The sequence below is a fragment of the Photobacterium frigidiphilum genome, from assembly GCF_003025615.1.
Lineage (GTDB): Bacteria > Pseudomonadota > Gammaproteobacteria > Enterobacterales > Vibrionaceae > Photobacterium > Photobacterium frigidiphilum.
In genome coordinates, this window is the sequence record NZ_PYMJ01000032.1 from 55607 (window position 1) to 73090 (window position 17484).

General features: G+C 38.3%; 19 protein-coding genes and 1 pseudogene. 3 read left to right on the forward strand and 17 right to left on the reverse strand.

The features are described 5' to 3' along the window. Positions 1 to 520 precede the first annotated feature (520 nt). On the forward strand, positions 521 to 2389 hold the full coding sequence (locus C9J12_RS23210) for a sensor domain-containing diguanylate cyclase (protein WP_107244878.1): 1869 nt from the start codon (positions 521 to 523) through the stop codon (positions 2387 to 2389). Positions 2390 to 2497: 108 nt separating this feature from the next. On the opposite strand, the gene C9J12_RS23215 is transcribed toward C9J12_RS23210, so the two are convergent. From C9J12_RS23215 to C9J12_RS23230, 4 genes are all read right to left on the reverse strand, one after another. Beyond that, a complete protein-coding gene (locus tag C9J12_RS23215; protein WP_107244879.1) occupies positions 2498 to 3088 on the reverse strand; it encodes a DJ-1/PfpI family protein in 591 nt (196 codons plus the stop codon). A gap of 48 nt (positions 3089 to 3136) precedes the next feature. Then, positions 3137 to 3487, reverse strand: a complete 351-nt coding sequence (locus tag C9J12_RS23220; protein WP_107244880.1) for a hypothetical protein — start codon at positions 3485 to 3487, stop codon at positions 3137 to 3139. 202 nt (positions 3488 to 3689) lie between these two features. After that, the gene (locus tag C9J12_RS23225; protein WP_170111862.1) at positions 3690 to 5252 is read right to left on the reverse strand and encodes an MFS transporter; all 1563 of its coding nucleotides are present in this window, start codon (positions 5250 to 5252) and stop codon (positions 3690 to 3692) included. Next, positions 5252 to 6304: an HlyD family secretion protein gene (locus C9J12_RS23230; RefSeq protein ID WP_227876437.1), complete on the reverse strand. Its 1053-nt coding sequence runs from the start codon at positions 6302 to 6304 to the stop codon at positions 5252 to 5254. The genes C9J12_RS23225 and C9J12_RS23230 overlap by 1 nt, the downstream gene beginning before the upstream one ends. 310 nt (positions 6305 to 6614) lie before the next feature. Between C9J12_RS23230 and C9J12_RS23235 the strand changes: the two genes are divergently transcribed. Continuing rightward, positions 6615 to 7211 (forward strand): TetR/AcrR family transcriptional regulator, encoded by a 597-nt coding sequence (locus tag C9J12_RS23235; RefSeq protein ID WP_011220574.1) that lies wholly within the window; start codon positions 6615 to 6617, stop codon positions 7209 to 7211. A gap of 144 nt (positions 7212 to 7355) precedes the next feature. Here C9J12_RS23235 and C9J12_RS23240 read toward each other — a convergent pair whose 3' ends face one another. The 13 genes from C9J12_RS23240 to C9J12_RS23300 all read right to left on the reverse strand — a co-directional run bounded on the left by C9J12_RS23240 (position 7356) and on the right by C9J12_RS23300 (position 16542). Beyond that, positions 7356 to 7805 carry an SMI1/KNR4 family protein gene (locus C9J12_RS23240; protein WP_107244882.1) on the reverse strand — a complete coding sequence of 150 codons (450 nt, stop codon included), beginning with the start codon at positions 7803 to 7805 and terminating at the stop codon, positions 7356 to 7358. A gap of 620 nt (positions 7806 to 8425) precedes the next feature. After that, on the reverse strand, positions 8426 to 8758 hold the full coding sequence (locus C9J12_RS23245; protein WP_107244883.1) for a YnfA family protein: 333 nt from the start codon (positions 8756 to 8758) through the stop codon (positions 8426 to 8428). A 529-nt stretch (positions 8759 to 9287) separates the two neighbouring features. After that, complete coding sequence (locus tag C9J12_RS23250; RefSeq protein ID WP_107244884.1) at positions 9288 to 9788, reverse strand: DUF2846 domain-containing protein; 501 nt, start codon at positions 9786 to 9788, stop codon at positions 9288 to 9290. 410 nt (positions 9789 to 10198) lie between these two features. Beyond that, a complete protein-coding gene (locus tag C9J12_RS23255) occupies positions 10199 to 10792 on the reverse strand; it encodes a DUF1471 domain-containing protein (RefSeq protein ID WP_107244885.1) in 594 nt (197 codons plus the stop codon). Positions 10793 to 11178: 386 nt separating this feature from the next. Further along, positions 11179 to 11754 carry a GNAT family N-acetyltransferase gene (locus C9J12_RS23260; RefSeq protein WP_407675699.1) on the reverse strand — a complete coding sequence of 192 codons (576 nt, stop codon included), beginning with the start codon at positions 11752 to 11754 and terminating at the stop codon, positions 11179 to 11181. Between the two features lie 69 nt (positions 11755 to 11823). Then, positions 11824 to 12621, reverse strand: a complete 798-nt coding sequence (locus C9J12_RS23265; RefSeq protein WP_107244887.1) for a class I SAM-dependent methyltransferase — start codon at positions 12619 to 12621, stop codon at positions 11824 to 11826. A gap of 44 nt (positions 12622 to 12665) precedes the next feature. Next, a complete protein-coding gene (locus C9J12_RS23270) occupies positions 12666 to 13019 on the reverse strand; it encodes a DUF6404 family protein (RefSeq protein ID WP_107244888.1) in 354 nt (117 codons plus the stop codon). Between the two features lie 461 nt (positions 13020 to 13480). After that, positions 13481 to 13717: a hypothetical protein gene (locus tag C9J12_RS23275; RefSeq protein ID WP_107244889.1), complete on the reverse strand. Its 237-nt coding sequence runs from the start codon at positions 13715 to 13717 to the stop codon at positions 13481 to 13483. Between the two features lie 129 nt (positions 13718 to 13846). Continuing rightward, a complete protein-coding gene (locus tag C9J12_RS23280) occupies positions 13847 to 14326 on the reverse strand; it encodes an RDD family protein (protein WP_107244890.1) in 480 nt (159 codons plus the stop codon). Positions 14327 to 14643: 317 nt separating this feature from the next. After that, a complete protein-coding gene (locus C9J12_RS30820) occupies positions 14644 to 14835 on the reverse strand; it encodes a hypothetical protein (RefSeq protein ID WP_170111863.1) in 192 nt (63 codons plus the stop codon). Positions 14836 to 14990: 155 nt separating this feature from the next. After that, the gene (locus C9J12_RS23290) at positions 14991 to 15503 is read right to left on the reverse strand and encodes a CPBP family intramembrane glutamic endopeptidase (protein WP_107244891.1); all 513 of its coding nucleotides are present in this window, start codon (positions 15501 to 15503) and stop codon (positions 14991 to 14993) included. Between the two features lie 143 nt (positions 15504 to 15646). Next, a complete protein-coding gene (locus C9J12_RS23295; protein ID WP_107244892.1) occupies positions 15647 to 16006 on the reverse strand; it encodes a DUF6404 family protein in 360 nt (119 codons plus the stop codon). A gap of 230 nt (positions 16007 to 16236) precedes the next feature. Further along, positions 16237 to 16542, reverse strand: coding sequence for a hypothetical protein (locus tag C9J12_RS23300; protein ID WP_107244893.1), 306 nt, complete (start codon positions 16540 to 16542; stop codon positions 16237 to 16239). 117 nt (positions 16543 to 16659) lie between these two features. Between C9J12_RS23300 and C9J12_RS23305 the strand changes: the two are divergent. Beyond that, positions 16660 to 17357, forward strand: a pseudogene (locus C9J12_RS23305) (IS3 family transposase); the annotation flags it as partial. Positions 17358 to 17484: the final 127 nt, after the last annotated feature.

The following is a 17484-nucleotide window of genomic DNA, read 5'->3' on the forward strand; positions in this document are numbered from 1 at the left end:
AGGGTATCTTAGCGCTTTATGTCTATAAAATGATACAGGGTGTGCGTGAAACTTTACCTGCTTTATCACAGCATATGATGCTGATCATGTTATCAATTCAAAGCACTTATAATTGAAGATTAGCGACTGAGTACACTTGCTGTAATACAAGAGTAGATTTATTGATGCTTGCGATAACCTATATTTGAAATGGTGTATTTAACTATTGAGTGATCTATTGATTTAAAGCATGTCGTTATTAATTAAACCATACCGATTGATATACTGCTTGTGAATGGTTGCGTATAATGCTGGCTGTTAGTATATGCACTTGTTCTTGGTTTCGTCATGATGAATCTAAAACCATGGTGTAGGAGGGATCCAGCTCTTCAGTGTTGAAGAGATTTCTCGTAATTTTAAGTTGATTACTGGCTAGATCTGATTATTTACAATAACGCCCAGAAAAGCCTCATCTTTTTTAACGGTTCATTGTGATACTTTGCAACCTGGCAGCGTAAGTGCTACTCCATGAGTGAGAAAAATGTTTAATCTAAAACACCCTTATCGTTTAACGTTAACCTTGTATTTTTTAGGTTTTGGTGTGATTGTCGCATTGGTAACATCATTTATAAATTATAAAATTAGCTTTGTTGATCTTGATGAAACGCTTCATGAGATTTCTAAATCTGAAGTTTCTTTTAAACGAGATTACTTATCTGGTTACATTAAAAATAGTGAAATACTACTTTCGTCGATAGTTAAAAGTGATCTTACAAAAGAATTTGTTCTATCGAATGATGTTAATGATAAAATAAATGCAACTAACCTTTTCTATGCTTTGGCACTTTCTGATAAAGATGTAATGCAGCTGCGTTATATCGATAGAACGGGAAAGGAAATAATAAGAATAGACCGGAATAGTTCCACTGATGATTTGCATTTTATTTCAGATGATAATATGCAAAATAAAAAAGAAAGGTATTATTTTAAAGAGGCCGCGATCTTAAAAGAAAATCAATATTGGTATTCGAATGTTGATCTAAATGTTGAACATGGGGAAATAGAACTACCATTAAAACCGACTTTTAGAGTTGCAACACCGTTGATTATTAATGACCAATTTTATGGTGTTGTTGTTGTAAATTTATTGTTTAGTGAAACAATAAATTTTTTGTCTTTTTCTGAAAACTTCAATATTTATTTAGCAACTGGCGATGGTGATATTATTCATCACCCAGATAATAGTCAGTCGTGGAGTCAATATTTTCCAGACTTGAAAAGATTAGATGATATTTTCCCTAATTCAGCATTAAACATACTTACATCTAATGCTTTTTATGGCCCGGGGATTTACTCATACTCCTTGGGTGATTTGTTTGGAAATAAAGATAATCTAAAAGTTATATTTATACCAAAGTTAGGTGTAATGCAGACAATGCAGAATAAAAATGTTCTCTCGGCGTTACTTATTGCACTAACCGTACTTGCGGTATCTTTTCCTCTTTCTTGGTTCGCAAGTATTATGCCTTCACGTTTACAGTCAAAACTGTCTGAAGCTTACGATAAAATCAAAAAGAACGCTGCGGTTATTGATAAACACGTAATGATACTATGCACAGACAGAGACGGGGTTATCAAGAAAGTAAACATGTGTTTTGCCGAAACGACTGGGTATGCAACTGATGAAGTGATTGGAAAAAAACAACGTGACTTTCGACACAGTGATACCTCTTTAGAAGCTTATGATGAGATACATGAACTTATTCTTACCGGAAAAGTATGGGAAGGTGAGCTCAAAGAAACAGATAAAGAGGGAAATGACTTATGGGTACATAAGTTCATTACACCAGATATTAATGAAAATGGTATGATTGATGGCTTCACTACGATAGTTCAGAATATTACTGATAAGAAAAATATAGAGTTACTATCGATTACTGATAGTTTAACTGGGTTATATAATCGCTATAAATTAGAATCTGTATTATCGTCAGAATCTTCTCGCTGTGAACGATATCAAAGTGACTTTTCAGTCATCATTTTTGATATTGATTTTTTCAAAAAAATTAATGACACATACGGTCACTTAGTGGGTGATGATGTACTCATTCACTTGGCACGATTGTTAAAAGAAAACACCAGAATAACCGATGTGACTAGCCGTTGGGGAGGGGAAGAGTTCCTCATTGTTGCTTGTAATACCAATCTTCATGAGGCGTTCATTTTTGCTGAAAAATTAAGAATAGTAATAGAGAACTATAACTTCCCTTCTATTGGTAAAATGACGATCAGCTGTGGTGTTGCGCAGTATATAAATAAAGAAACAATCTCAGAATTAGTATCAAGAGCCGACTTCGCTTTATATCAGGCAAAAAAAATGGGAAAAAATAAGGTAGTCAAAGCGAAATAAGACCAAGCACAGCTCTCTACTTCGCTTTTGAATAATCAGCTCTGATATCTAAGCACTACGTCAGCAACCAAGTTTAATACAAGTTACTGGCGTAGTGCTTTATTAATCTCATGATTTTTCGATGAATCCCATGCCTTCTTTAATGCGATTTAAGTTAGCCGTTGATGTGAGCTTTTCTACAACAGCGAAAGCAACATCCATTGCGGCTGAAGGGCTTCTAGAGGTGATTATGTTTTTATCGATAACGATAGGCTGTTGGATGATATTTACCCCCATCTCTTTCATTTGAGTCTGACGCTTTTCACTTAAATGGTAAGTTGTGCCGTTACGGCCATTAAGCACACCACTTTTAGCAATGGGTAATGCACCAACACAGACAGAAGCGATTAGCTTGTCTTGCGAATCAAAATCACGGATTAACGATAGTAATCTTTCATCGTATGCATCTTCATAAAACCCTGCACGACTCATACCACCAGGAATTGCTAGGGCATCGAAATCATTAATGTCTATTTCACTTAACTGACATTCAGGTTCAATCGTAAAGTTCCATGCGCATTTTACTTTTGAACGTAAACCAACAGTCACAAGTTCAATGGGTTCTAAACCATATGTTGTTGTCCAGCCAAGCGCATCAGTAAATACACTTGCTTCGTATTCTTCTACACCCTGACATAGAAAGAGAATAACCTTTTTCATAATCGTCATCCTAACTTGGGTATATACCCATACTTAAACTAGCAAAAATTAAAATATAAAGATCAGTAAAAGACAGCCTAAAAAGGCAGGCAAACCCGCGATAAACATAATTAAACCGAATTGATAATTTTGTCTTTTCTGATTTTCAAAATCCGTCTCAAAGTCATGACCTGCTACCATCTCCTTGGCTTTCTTAGCTGTGGGATCAAGTTCCCAATTACGACTATCATTACTGCCTTCCCAAGTTAAACCGGCAATACCCCAAATAACAATGACAACAAAAAATAAGAAATCACTCAGGCTTGTTGAAGCAAAAAACGCAATATATTTGGAGAGCAGTAACACAACCAATGCCGCCAATATATTAGTAATTAAAACCATGTTTAAGAGTTTTTTCATAAGTGCTGCCTTTGCATTTTCGCCGTTAGGTTGCCTGCTATCCTAGCTCTTTATGTATGAAAACTCATCACTGATATTAATCTGTATGATGTCGATCGCAATATCAATTCAAATTGATTATGTATGGTGGGTTAACCATTAAAAATCATATTGTTAGTGGCGAGTGACGTTCCAAAACAGCTTATTCAGACATAGCCTAATATTAGTGAACCTCGCTCTCATTGTCTTGATGGTGAGGCTGGTTGTTGGCCCACTTCATCGCGATCACCATAATTGGAACCAGAAGGATAATAGAGAATATAATCCACTGGAAGTTGTTGACTCCCGCAACTGACATGGCCTGAGTTTTCAACTGTTCGCTTAACAGTAAAGCTATTTGTTCTGAGCTCGGGTTAATCATTCCCTGCCGCAGCAAATCGGCTGTCATTTGTTGGTGTAGAACAAAAGTCTCGCTGCTGGCATTGTAGTTTTCGGCTAACTTGCTGACCGACCCCACCGTTTCTATATACATCAACCGCGAAAATTCAGTGATGGCAAGTAACGAACCAAAGTTACGGAATAGATAAAACCAGGTAATTCCTTCGGCCACCTGATGTTTGGGAAAACTACGTAAAATATGAACAGTCAGGGTGATATTGAGAATACCCACAGCCAAGCCTTTGAGCAGTAAAGCAGGCCAGAGATCGGATACACCACTGTGGGCATTGCTGCCAGCAAGCAAAGCACACGCTAATAGCATAATAGAGACGCCTGCTGGAATAACGTTTTCTGGGTTTCTCTTTGGGTTGCAGGTGGCTATCAGCGCAATGATCAGGCCGCCAATCATACCAGCAAAGCCAATCATTTCCAGCTCGCCCAAATGCTCATGGCTATAATGCATGACTTGGGTGACATAGGTTGAAACCAGAATCGTGGTTCCCATGATCACAAAGCCTGCCACCGCAGCATCGAGCATACCCACTTTCCCATGGGGACTGGCTAGAGCCTTAAAGCGAAGATATTCTCCTTTACCCCAACGGCGTCGCATAGCAATGATCGCTGCTGCACCGATTACGAGGGTCAGCAAGGTCAGCTCGACGATCTCCGGATCGCGAAACCAGTTAAAGCGTTCGCCTCGCAGTAACAGATAAGTTACACCGCAGATAAAACCGCTTAGCAGTACCGCCTGCAGAAAATTAAAGCGGATTTTCTGGCGCTCATCGGGGCAAGGCCAATGGCCGAACCGCGCCCAATAGAGCATGCCAATAAAGGGGATTACCTGAACGGCAAAAGACCAGTGCCAGAGGTTATTTTCGGCCAAGTGAGAGAGGAAATAGGGATAGATACTCAGGGGAATCAATACCACACTGAGCAACATTACACCTTCAACAAAAGCAATCGCACGATAACCCAGATTGCGCAATACAATGGCATGGGCAAACAGTAGTAAGAAGCTAGCAGAAACGCCGTGGCCGAACCAAGCGATCATTTGCGGGGCCGAACTCATCCACAGGCTGCTGATCAGGGCGCAGATCAGGCCGATCCCCGCACCGAGCCGGAACAGAGCACGATAGCCGATACGGTAGGATAGCCATGCTGCTAGAGGAAAAGCCGTCAACTGCCCGAACATGTTCAGGGTTTTGAACCAAGAGGCTTCGTCTGCTGACAAGCCTAATGTTCCGGCCATTTCTGCAGCTCCAGTGGTATAGATCTCAGCTGTTATCCCCTGAGGGAAAAGTGCCAGCAAGGCCAGAGCAAGAATTGCAAAGGGTTGAATTTTCATCATTAGGCCTTGTCGTTGGTATCAACTTCGACTTCGGCAGACAGGCCGGGAACGATTCTGCCGCGAAGCTCATCAGGTAGCTGAATAGAGATCTTAACGGGTACTCGCTGAACAATTTTGACGAAGTTGCCGGTGGCATTGTCGGGCGGTAGCAGACTGAATTGTGCGCCAGTGGCAGGCGAAGCACTGATCACATATCCCTTGAGCTGGTAATTAGGAAAGCTATCTAAGTTGATATGCACTTCCTGACCTGGGTAGATGTTGGTGATCTGATTTTCTTTGTAATTAGCCTCTATCCAGATATCGTCGATTGGCACTATCGCCAGCAGAGGATTACCTTTGTTGACATAGCGTCCGGCACGAACCACTCGGTTGCCGACGATACCGCTGATTGGTGCTCGAAGCTCGGTATCTTCCAGATTCAACTTCGCCAGATCCAATGCAGCGTCGGCTTGATCGCGTTGGGCGATCATACGCGCCCGCTCGGTTTTCAGGGTAGTTAGCTGCTGCTTGGCTGCAGCCAGCTGTAATTTAGTGGCATCAAGATCGGCACTAGATTGCTGCTTCTGGGTCTTCTGGCCGTCATAGCTTGATTTTGAAATCAGCTTTTTGCGCAGCAGATCGGAAAAACGTTGCCACTCTTTATGCTGGAAGTCTGCATCGGATTTGGCTGAAGTGATGCGGGTGGCCGCTTCATCGATATTGATCATTTGCAGTTTTATACGCTCGTTGACATTAGCCACAGTCGCTTCAGCCATAGCGAAGGCGCTTTTAGCCTGATCCCTAAGGGCGATGTAGTCGCGTTTGTCGACTTCAGCCAGCAATTCACCCGCCTGTACATACTGGTTATCGGTGACATAGACCTTGGTCACGACACCTGCAACCTCGGCGCTGATTTGGGATATTTCTCCGTGTACATAGGCATTGTCGGTTGCCACCATACCCGGCGCTGGTGCTAGGTAATAGTAAAACCCTGCAACAGCGCACGCTAGCAAACTTGCAACTACGCTTTTTTTTATCATTGTTTTCATATTCATATTCATATTCATATTCATATTCACAGCCATAATTAACACAGTACGGTACAATATCTTGTAACGACGGATTAAAGATTAAGAATTGTTCGAAAGGTCCCACTGTGAAATCTCACGGTGTTCGTGACCATTATCGAGAGTAGAGATGAGCGGCATTGGTGCCAGTAAGAAATAAAGCGGCAGCAATAAAAAACTGAACATGAGGCAATGCAGAATTATTATTTTCATCATTTTATTTAATTATGATACTATACGGTACAGTATCATAATGTGCTATCATGGGGGTTGCAACCCCTAACCGAAAGAAATAGTACTAAGGAGTATCATTATAATGCGTCCGTCAAGCATGAAAAAACGTCAACGCTACTTGGATGTTGCGACCGAACTTTTTCTTGAACAGGGTTATGAAGCGACCGGCTTGGATCAATTAATCGAGCGTTGTGGCGGTTCCAAACTCACCCTTTACAGCTATTTTGGCGATAAGAGAGGCCTGCTAAAAGCCGTCGTCCATGAAGTCACAGAGCAGTTGGGCGAAGTGTTGAAGTTTGAAGCAACTGAGGAAGAAGAACTTAAAAACCAATTGGTGATGTTTGCTTGTAACTACATGAAATTCATATACGCCCCCAAAATGTTGAAATTGTCTCGTTTGGTATTGGCAAACAATCAACAGGAGCCAGAGTTAGTCAGTTATTTCCTTGAACGAGGAGCTCATCATTCTCAAAGCACCGTGCTGGCATTTTTGGAACAGCAAGACCGCTTGGGCCGGTTGCAGATTGACGACGCGTTTCTGGCTTGTGAGCAATTATTGGGGGCACTTAAAGGTAACCGTCATATTGAGGCGCTGTATACCGACCGAGTGATGAATGAGCAAGAGATGACGCGTTATGCTGAACACGCCATTAATGCCTTTTTACGCAGCTATCAATGACAAGCTACTCAAAGATGCAATACATCCCATACTGGCAGGGTAGCGACTAATCAATCCAAATTTAGGCGAGAGCATTGGAATATACCTATTCTGCTCAAACAACTTCAATGTTCTTGCCCTAATAGGCTCTGTTCGCATCATGTATTAAAGCTCATTGAACTGATCTAGCCAGTCGGTGAAAGAATCAGAGACTTTTTTAACGGTGCAAAGGCCATAGTCAAAAAACCATACGGGTGAATCTATTTGCTTACTTGCACAATCGGCAAGTTTGAAACAAAACATGTTTCCCTTACAATCAGATGCAAACAAAACATGCCCTTTTGGCATACCGCCCATTTCATATAGCTGTGATAGTGAAAATACATCTTCTAGGCTTAAAAAATCTTGTACTTCAGAAATATCGGAGCCTAAATCACAAGTCTTAGTTAACACATTTGGAGTGTGAACCAAGCCATATGTAGATATTAAATATTTGTATGAGTCAGGTAACAAAACATTTAATTTTGATTCCAGCTCTTCAATGTCATGATTATTTATTGGAACCATGGAGTTTTTACTACCCCAGTTTTTTACAAATAGATCAATACTATTCATTTATGAATACTCCAAGATTGCTAACGTTATAATCAACGATCTAAGATCGTATAGCTCGTAATTGTATCAAACATTAGTCGTAACACCACAATGACTTAAATTGGTTCGTAAAAAATAGCCAGCGAAACAGGGTGCTAGCTGTTAATGTATGCCAAATATTTCCCCTGTATTATTAGACAGGGTAACAGCGAAAGCCACATCCATTGAGGCTGAAGGGCTTCTAGAGGTGATAATGTTTTTATCGATAACAACAAACATAATCAAACCAAATTGATAATGTTGTCTTTTCTGATTTTCAAAATCCGCCTCAAAATCATGATCTTCTGCCTTTGCCTATTTACGTTGGCTGCCTGTTATCTATTATGAGTTAACCCTAAAAAAATCATACATTTAGGAGGCTGATTCTAGTGAAGGGCAAAGTCGGTTTGATTATGAGAATGTACACAGAAAGAGGGTAGAATAAGCGAAAGTAGGATAGGATGAGAATTGCCAAAGAAAATATAAATTCACAAAATGAATTAAGGATCTTCGAATTAACTACAACCTATCACTAATTATGAAAACAGCAAGAACGCTAAGAAAGGCTCTAAACAACGGCGTAATACATCACCTTAAAGCCTTTATGCGGGGCGTGGTGAAAACATGATTATTGCCATGCCAAGTAAAGCAACTAATACGCCCACAAAATCCCAAACTGTTGGACGAATCCCATCTACTAACCAGAGCCACAATATTGCAGAGAATATATAAACACCACCATAGGCTGCATACACGCGACCAGCCGCCGCTGGATGAAGTGTTAGTAACCATGCGAAAAGCGCCAAAGAAATGGCGGCAGGTATTAATAACCATATTGTTTTACCCTCACGCAACCATAAATAAGGCAAATAACACCCAATAATTTCTGCTATAGCAGTAATAAAGAAAAGCCCAACTGTTTTTAACTCTGGCAAGGTAATACCCTTAATTTGTCTAAATAACACACTATGTTTATATATAACACCTGCAATGAGGTGTTATAACAATACTCATTGACAGTTTAATATTACCAATAGTAAAAATTCAGCATACCAAAGCAGTTCAATAGCCAGTATCAGCCATTAAAACTGTATTATTATCATATCTATTATTCAACAAATATCATCGAAATTTATTCATCTAAATGATGAAGTAATGCATAAGGTGACTATAATAAATACAATCATAACATCCTAATAATAAAAACATCAATGATAATATAATAAGTATATAAATATTGACGATACCTATTATGGCGGTGCATGTCTCATATTTAACTATCTCAGATCGTATATCTTGTAATTACATCAAGTGTTTAATAGTAACAACACAATCATCAAATAGGGGGCGTATTATTGGTTATTCATGAGTGGGATGTTGAAAAGTCGACTCCGCGACACATATCCTTATCTGTTATGGCAAGTCGCGTTCAAGTTGAACACGCTACTTGCTATTGAATGGCTTTTAATAATTTGAAACTGCAAGCTTTGATTCATTTACGCCATTTTGTCCCGTGACTTCATCAACTTGTTGTAATTTACTACGAGCTGACATAATCCCCATTTTTACTTCTTGCCATATGTAATATATAAGCCCATTATCAACCTCAACCTCAACCTCAACCTCAACCTCAACCTCAACCTCAACCTCAACCTCAACCTCAACCTCAACCTCTAGTGTCGAAGTGTTTTCAGCTTCTGATTTAATTACATGCTTGCCTTCAGGTAATTCTGTATAAAGATATGTATTCGCTGCGGTGCTACCTAATGGCTTATCGTTAACGTCAACATCCATTGTAATAGCAGAACCAAGTGTTTCATTTCGATAGATGTAAACACCTGCGACATCCGATGGAGCCTCAAATCCTTTTAATTCAGCGTCTTTCGATGAGTCAGCCATTGGTACACTTGCACAGCCAGTCATAAAAAGGGCCAGACCCCCCGCCATTAGTAATTGCTTAAACATATGAAATCCTTATCATCAAACATTAAATTCAACCAACACTGCACATCAATTAGACACCAGTGTTTGACAATAATACCTTAAGGTTATCTCATATTTTTCATCGACTTACAGTTTTGCTAGCCATAGTTGATAACACCCATAACAAGAATAACGGCGTAAAATTATGTGGGATCCGCGAGCGCTTAAAATTAACGGTTAATGAAACACAAAGCCACGTAGCTAAAACACTTGGAATTCAGCAAGCATTATCGAATGCTTACCTGAAACATCAGGGTCTATTTAAACCACCCATTGCAGGCCCGCATGATGGGTGGTGTAGGGGGAAGGGTTAAAGACCCTCGGCTACCCGATCACAAAAAAAACCAAGCACGTGAATACTTGGTTTAATATGTTTTTCAAAAAGATTAAAATCAGAAATGTGCGCTTTTATGTTTGCATCGGTAAATATCAGCATATACCGATGTAGGAGCTCCATCTTGTATCGATATTATCTTCGTTATTTGATAACGATTACCTGACATCATATAGGTCTCGTTTGCCAAGTTAGTCATAACAGCTTCAGGAGACGTTTCTTTAACAAAATGTGAACCAATAAGTTTGCATGTGGAATTTTCAATTTCTGCAAATGATATGGCCTTAACCATATGAGCACCCGGCAAAAGCTGCGTCATTTCCGATGAGATTTTAGCCTTGTCTGAACTCTTACCACATTGGTAAATTGCAGCGACAACACTTGAAGGGCGTTTTTTCTTCGTATCTAAAACTTCAATTATACTAAAGTGATTTCCGCCACTTTTATAAGTCACATTTTTTAATTCAGGTTCAATATTATTTGGATGCGCACCTTGTATTGTATGTGTTTTCAGCAATTCACATCCAAGAAAATTAACCGAATGTTCTGATATTTTAGATATGTTTTTTGCAGCTGGATTAACAGGAATTTTCTTCGTAACACAACCAGTAAGAGACAGGAGTATAAACGATAAAGTAATTAATTCTTTCATAACAAAAACTTATAACAAACCAAGTGGCTAATAGTATCATCAATATGAGAGAAGTCTAATAAAAGCAACTTATCGCATGCAGAACACTTTTGTTTGAACAAAAAATAAACTATAAATCTAAATATCAATGAGTTAACTCAATTATGAACTATTCATGTAACCCTTACGAATCCCCATAAAATACCTTTGTAGTTCATGAAGTAGACACGTACCTTACCTTCTGATCTAATGAATTCGTCAAAAACACAGAAGATTGAAAATAAGATGCGTGATATTCAAATACCATCTGCATTGCTCAATAAATACTCGATGTTGTCAATGTGTAGTGCCATACCAGTGGTTGATGAAAAACTCAGCGATTTTATTATTTAAAGCCAGCATGATCTTTAACTGGCTACTTCAAATCGTATGAAGAACATTAAAAGATCAATATCAATACCTTTAGACAGTGTGTAATTTTGTCCTACTATATTCGAGACTGAGGATTCCCAAAAATGTAATGCGCGAGAATTTTCTATTAGCACCCGAATTTGCCAATTACCCGATATTAATTGTGTTACCAACTTAAACGCTTTTTTACCAACACCTTTTCCATTGAATTTCCGTAGAACAAAAAATTGTTCGACATCATTAATCGATGGATCTGAAGGATACTTTCGGATCAAAACAAAACCAGCTAATTCCTGATCAACATAAATAAAATAGGGGAGGTGACATTCACTTTTCCAATAAATATCGAACTGCGATTTGTTATAGCCAAAGTGACCATCTTGATTGGGCGATAAAGCTAAAAAATCTGACATCTCATAAATATAATAATGAAATAAATTTTCTAATACATTGCGATCATCTTTATCGATTGTAATCAATGAAACGTCCATATTTCCTCTGCCAGTTAACGCCTGCAACTTACGAATTACCACAAAATACCATAATTCCAAAGCACGTTGCTTGATGTTCAAACTTTACACTAACCAAGCACACAGAACGCCATACCAAAACTGCGGAGTAAAACGTGTTACTTAATGTTTTTAAATGGCTTTTCTAGCTATCACCAAACCGTGATTACTTGAACCTAAAAGAGATGGTTCATCACACGTTTTTAGATGGTAGCTCAACCACGTTTTATATTGTCCTGGAGTGAATTTATTTACGCCTGACGAGATATAGCGTCCAAAGCCATCAGTGGCTACATGGCGCAATTTAGTAAAACCATGTTCACTTACAAGACGTTCCATTTCAGATGGAGAAGCAAAGTAACCCACGTTAAAAAAACTATCGGCTAACTTATTTGGAACCAAACCAGATTCAAAGAGTATGGATAGAACCTCAGGAGTAACAAGTTGCGGGAATTGCTGAGCAAACATGCCTGCCACAAAATAACGTGATATATAGGCAACAGCTAAAACACCACTTGGTTTTAGAATTCGATGGGCCTCTGAAATAGCTTGGTCTCGCTCTTCTTGTGTTTGCAAGTGGTACAATGGGCCAAGAATAACGCAAAGGTCATGTGAATCACTTTCAATAAATGGAACTGAACAAGCATTACCTTCGTAAATTGAAAGCGTTAAACCTTGTTCTGTTGCTTTGCGTTTTAAGATATTAACTTGATCAGGTACGAGCTCGATTGCTGTTGTATCACAACCCATTTTTGCAAAATTGAGAGAGTACCGTCCCGTTGCAGCACCTTGCTCTATTACCTTTATTTCTGGCGTAAGATACTCCTTCAATGCATGCATTGTCGTATCAAATTCCATCTGAGTAATGAACTGCCTAGTAAGACGTCCATCTTCGTCTACACCTGTATATTGATCTATTAATTCTTGCAATGATGCCTCCTTTTTTTGAGACCAGTTAATATTTTATTAGATTTTCAACGCAAATCATTCCATTTGGTTAAATTATGCTTCCTGAAGGTGAACCCATAATAAAATGCCATCGTTAATCCAAATAGAATACCAGCAGATAATGCAGTTATTACAGCTATAGATAGATCCATACCATCAGTTTCCCATACAGAAAACCACATGATTACTCCCCAAGTCGTACCAAAATAAGCAGATGAAGTAAGAAAATTCACAATAAAACTTCTATAAAAAGGAGGACGAGAATTTGCACCTAACCACCTAAATATGCGATGTAACGGTGGATTATAATTAGACTTCCAGATTCCTGCATTACGCAACTCGTCATGCGCTGATCTAAGTCTACTTTCATAAGACATCATTAATAATTCCTTTTAAAATCGTATATCTCTCAACGCTTACTGACTGCCATTTTAGCTCGTTATGTATGGAAAATAATACAAAATGTGTCTGAAAACTCGCCACCAATATCAATGCATATGATATTGATCATGTTATTGATTTGTATTGGGTATGATTTACAGATTAACCAATCAAAATCATAGCTTTAGAGGTAATGGCAAATGCCTAAAGAGCCGTTGATAACAGTTAGCAGTAGGGGGAAGACATATGGCAAAATAATTACGGGAAATGCATTGATTGTAATTGGATCAAGAAAGGATAGGGGAGGCATGTCTAAAATATTCAGAATAGAAAGACAGTAAAAGGAACCACCAAAGAACCGCGGAGCAGTTAATCAGTAGTTCTCACTTTAACAGTAAGCAGGTGTTGGTGTATGCATCGATGAGTGCAGTCATCGCCCTGATTATTTGTAATATGGTTACTAAATTCCGCCAAATAACCCTGCAACTAAGCTGAAGACGGCATACTCTTTCATTCGGTCACCCGAACTATTCTTATGTTTATCAATCGCACTATCAACTGTATCGGCTCTAATTCTGTCACCACTCACCACGAAATCTTGTATTAAGAGTTGTCTTTTCTCTTCTTCAAATGTCGGTGAACTTACATCAATATAAGTGAACGTTTTATCATTTGTAAAAAATTGCAGTTCTTTCATTTTTTCATCTCATTTTAATGGTTGAAATTAATGCTCATCAGTAAAAAAATGGTCTTAAAAATGATTTTCGCTTACTGACGCGAACTGCCTAAGAGCAGCATGGGCAGGTAAAATGATAGTCAGTTATACCTATAAGTTGAATTTAACGCTTTCTACCCTGCGATTTTGCGGGCGAATAACGACTGTTTTTGCGAGTTTGTCGTGCCAGCCTTGTTTCTTACTATCCCAACCTACCCACATCAGCCCTAAGCAAAGTGGAAGAATTGAAATAAAATATCCAAAATATCCAAAATATCTAATAATATATTGTTTCGTTGTTGGTCGTTTTCCAGTATCTGCGTCGACAATAATTGCTTTAATGGCCATTTTCCCTGGCGTTGCTGATTTATAAGTCCAGAAAATAAGAACGGCTACTAAAGGGAATATATAATTCACGATTACATCTACAAACCCTAGTACAAAATCATCTGAATACAGATATGAATCACCATAAAACATGTACATAAGAGGGGCACTTATCATAAGTATAATAATGGTATCTATTAGTGTTGCACCGACTCGAGCCCAAAACCCGACATATTCAAATTTGCTTTCTGTTTGTTCGTTCATATCAATATAATTCCGTTTAATCCTACTAAATAAAGCTAAAGACAGTCATAACCATCAAAGTTGGTTTACAAAACATTCATTATTTTAAACAGCGACTTAGCAGCTTAACGTTCACTGAAAGCCATTCTAGCCCGTTATGTATGATAAGTTATACAAATCACGCCTAAAATCTCATAGCTAATATCAGTTTATACGATGTTGATCTCGATATTGATTATCATTCATTATGAATCAAAAGCTAATCACAAGAAAAATCATACCTTTAGTCATCTAGTTAAGATTACAAAATCCATTGTGTCTTCGAAACTTTCAGGGAACTATATTTTTTGCAAACTTGAATGCGGTTTAAGTAAAAATGAAGCCAGCGAAAGCTGGGTAGGGTAGAGAATCGCCAAAGAAAATATAATATCACCAAATGGGTTAAGGATATCTTCAAACAAAGTATTAACGGGTACCGCAATTTTAGAAATAGGTGCAGAGCAGGATAGCCATAATTTATTTCTAATCATGAAAACAGCCAGAACGCTAAGAAATACATTAAAGAACTAACAATTAATAGAGAGTACGCTAGCAGCCCTTAGAATAAAGGCTGTTTGTGTATGCATGAAAACGCTATACCAAACCCGCTGAGTGTATGTATCATTTTTATTGTTTTATGCCTTTTTTATTCCAGACCTAAAAGAATGAACAAGAATGGAATACCAATAACTGCAAACACATTCCATAAAATATGAGCTATACAGACAGAAATAAAAGCATAAATATTTCCAATTCTCATTCGTACATATTCATATGTTAAAGCTAGAGCAAGTCCAAGAGCTATTATTATAATTGCATTTAGCGTCGAATTATGCAGGTGAACTAAGGAAAATATAATAGCAGAACCTATTATTGAGAACGTTGGACTTCCTTTTGCGTGACGAAGTACAGCTTGTATAAAACATTGAAATATTAGAGTTTCAGTAAGTGGCGCGTCAATTAAGAATAAAATCAATGCAGCAGAAATTTCATCATCACTAGGGTTCGAAAAAACTTTGACGAAATCATTGAAAATGAAATAATTCAAAAAAACCAAGGCTAATGCCCATACTACTGCTAATCCATAAACACGAATTAAAAACAGTTTCTTATTTAATCCTAACGTATTGTAAATGATACAATTCAATTGTTCAGCCATATCAAACCTCCATGTTTAGTTAATCATAATTTGGGCATTGGGTATAACGTCTAACATCAGTTGCGCCAGGGCTTACTCACCAAGCGTATAAAACTTCATACCAAAACTGCGGAGTAATACGTGTCAACTTGATGTTTTTATGGCTATTCAGCTAAATGGTGCTCGCTTAACCACTCTGACCATGATGTGATTTTAAGCTTCTTTGAGTAGTACAGAACTTCCAAGCTCAACCATAAACCTGTAGTGAAGCCAAAAAGTAGCGATATGTATAGATTCTTAACATTTGGTTCTTGCAACCGCCATACCATTAGCCACATACCTCCCCCCCAAGTCGCCGTTCCCAGAACTAATTGCCAAACAAAGAGCTTCCATGGTGATTCAAATAAACAAGGTTTCGCGTTCGAATTAAACAGCTTGTACCATAAAAAAGGATAAGGTTTCACTACTGTTCTACTCGCACCTTTTGGGCGTAAATAAATCTCTATAAATTCTTTCTTATTCATGACTGACCGTATTAGGCTTAATAAAATGCAAGCTAATCACATCAGATTTACGCCAAATGTGATATGTGACTCATACATTTACCTCACATATGAAAAATAAGATTTCGAAAGCCATAATACTGTATTCAACGATCTAAGATCGTATATCTCACAGTAAAAGTACCATCGCTTAAAGCCGACGTAGCAGGGCATTGGCTGCTAGTGTATGCCAAACCTTTCCTCCCGCATTACTAGACGGGGTTGGCATCCCTCACGTGCAAATCTCCAAAAACATCGTGGTAAACTTCTTGAATTTTAAGATGAGTAAGAGAAGAGTTATCTTTAATTATATTTATAATAATGTTTTTACTTTCCTTAGAGACAGAATGTCCAAAAATGACAGATTCGAAAGCATCAAATGGTATTTTATTTAAGCAAATTTCAGAGTGTTCTTTCAATAAGTTGGGAACCCTAATTTTACTTTTGATATCATCCTCAATATTAGGTTTAAATTTTTCACCTATAAATTGATAACTATTTTCCAAAACAGATATCATTCTTACTTCTTCTTCGTACCACCAATCCTCTTGCTTTGAATATATTGTAGTGGTACGGTGAATTTGGCCACCTAGTTAGAGGTGATATCATCACCTCATAAATCGATAGGTGACATAATGACAAAACGCACAAGACGTATCTTTAGCGCTGAATTTAAACTTGAGTCGGCACAATTAGTCCTAGACCAAAACTATTCTATTATTGAGGCAGCCCAAGCGATGAATGTGGGTAAATCGACTATGGATAAGTGGGTTCGCCAGCTCAAAGAAGAAAGAAAAGGTATTAAACCGAAAGCTTCTCCAATGACACCAGAGCAGATAGAAATCCGTGAGTTAAAAAAGAAGTTAGCTCGTTTGGAAGAGCATAATTTAATACTAAAAAAAGCCACGGCTCTATTGATGTCAGACTCACTGAACAATTCACATTAATAGAAAAACTCAAGCAGAGCCATAGTGTTAGCATTATTTGTGAGGCCTTTAATATCCACCGTAGTAGCTATAAATATTGGCGTAATCGGAATCAAAAAATAGATGTTGAATACGTTCAATTATGTAGTGAAGTCAAAGCGGCTTACCTAATCAGTAAAGGCTCCGCTGGTGCTAGAACGATATCAGCATTGGTGACGGCAAGAGGTTTTCCTCTTAGCCGTTATCGTGCTAGTAACGTAATGAAAAAACTCAATTTAGTCAGCTGCCAACAACCTAAACATCGTTATAAAAAAGCAAATAATGAGCATCTTCAAGTACCCAATAAACTGGAGCGACAATTTGCAGTAACCGAGCCAAACCAAGTTTGGGTTGGTGATGTCACATACAGTGTGCCCGGAGTTCAGGGCGAGCATGGAAGCTTAAATGAACCACGAGTCTATCTGAAATACACAAGCGCGGTAGCAGGAGCTAATTTGTGTTTGTGGCTATGTCTGGTTGTGCAGGCATATGAGT

Coding starts and splice junctions, on each gene's coding strand:
- C9J12_RS23280 (WP_107244890.1), bottom strand. CDS start 14,326: ATGAACGAACAAACAGAAAGCAAATTTGAATATGTCGGGTTTTGGGCT.
- C9J12_RS23275 (WP_107244889.1), bottom strand. CDS start 13,717: ATGAAAGAACTGCAATTTTTTACAAATGATAAAACGTTCACTTATATT.
- C9J12_RS23225 (WP_170111862.1), bottom strand. CDS start 5,252: ATGATGAAAATTCAACCCTTTGCAATTCTTGCTCTGGCCTTGCTGGCA.
- C9J12_RS23215 (WP_107244879.1), bottom strand. CDS start 3,088: ATGAAAAAGGTTATTCTCTTTCTATGTCAGGGTGTAGAAGAATACGAA.
- C9J12_RS23240 (WP_107244882.1), bottom strand. CDS start 7,805: ATGAATAGTATTGATCTATTTGTAAAAAACTGGGGTAGTAAAAACTCC.
- C9J12_RS23295 (WP_107244892.1), bottom strand. CDS start 16,006: ATGAATAAGAAAGAATTTATAGAGATTTATTTACGCCCAAAAGGTGCG.
- C9J12_RS23235 (WP_011220574.1), top strand. CDS start 6,615: ATGCGTCCGTCAAGCATGAAAAAACGTCAACGCTACTTGGATGTTGCG.
- C9J12_RS23270 (WP_107244888.1), bottom strand. CDS start 13,019: ATGATGTCTTATGAAAGTAGACTTAGATCAGCGCATGACGAGTTGCGT.
- C9J12_RS23230 (WP_227876437.1), bottom strand. CDS start 6,304: ATGAATATGAATATGAATATGAATATGAAAACAATGATAAAAAAAAGC.
- C9J12_RS23290 (WP_107244891.1), bottom strand. CDS start 15,503: ATGGCTGAACAATTGAATTGTATCATTTACAATACGTTAGGATTAAAT.
- C9J12_RS23220 (WP_107244880.1), bottom strand. CDS start 3,487: ATGAAAAAACTCTTAAACATGGTTTTAATTACTAATATATTGGCGGCA.
- C9J12_RS23300 (WP_107244893.1), bottom strand. CDS start 16,542: ATGATATCTGTTTTGGAAAATAGTTATCAATTTATAGGTGAAAAATTT.
- C9J12_RS23255 (WP_107244885.1), bottom strand. CDS start 10,792: ATGAAAGAATTAATTACTTTATCGTTTATACTCCTGTCTCTTACTGGT.
- C9J12_RS30820 (WP_170111863.1), bottom strand. CDS start 14,835: ATGATTAGAAATAAATTATGGCTATCCTGCTCTGCACCTATTTCTAAA.
- C9J12_RS23210 (WP_107244878.1), top strand. CDS start 521: ATGTTTAATCTAAAACACCCTTATCGTTTAACGTTAACCTTGTATTTT.
- C9J12_RS23250 (WP_107244884.1), bottom strand. CDS start 9,788: ATGTTTAAGCAATTACTAATGGCGGGGGGTCTGGCCCTTTTTATGACT.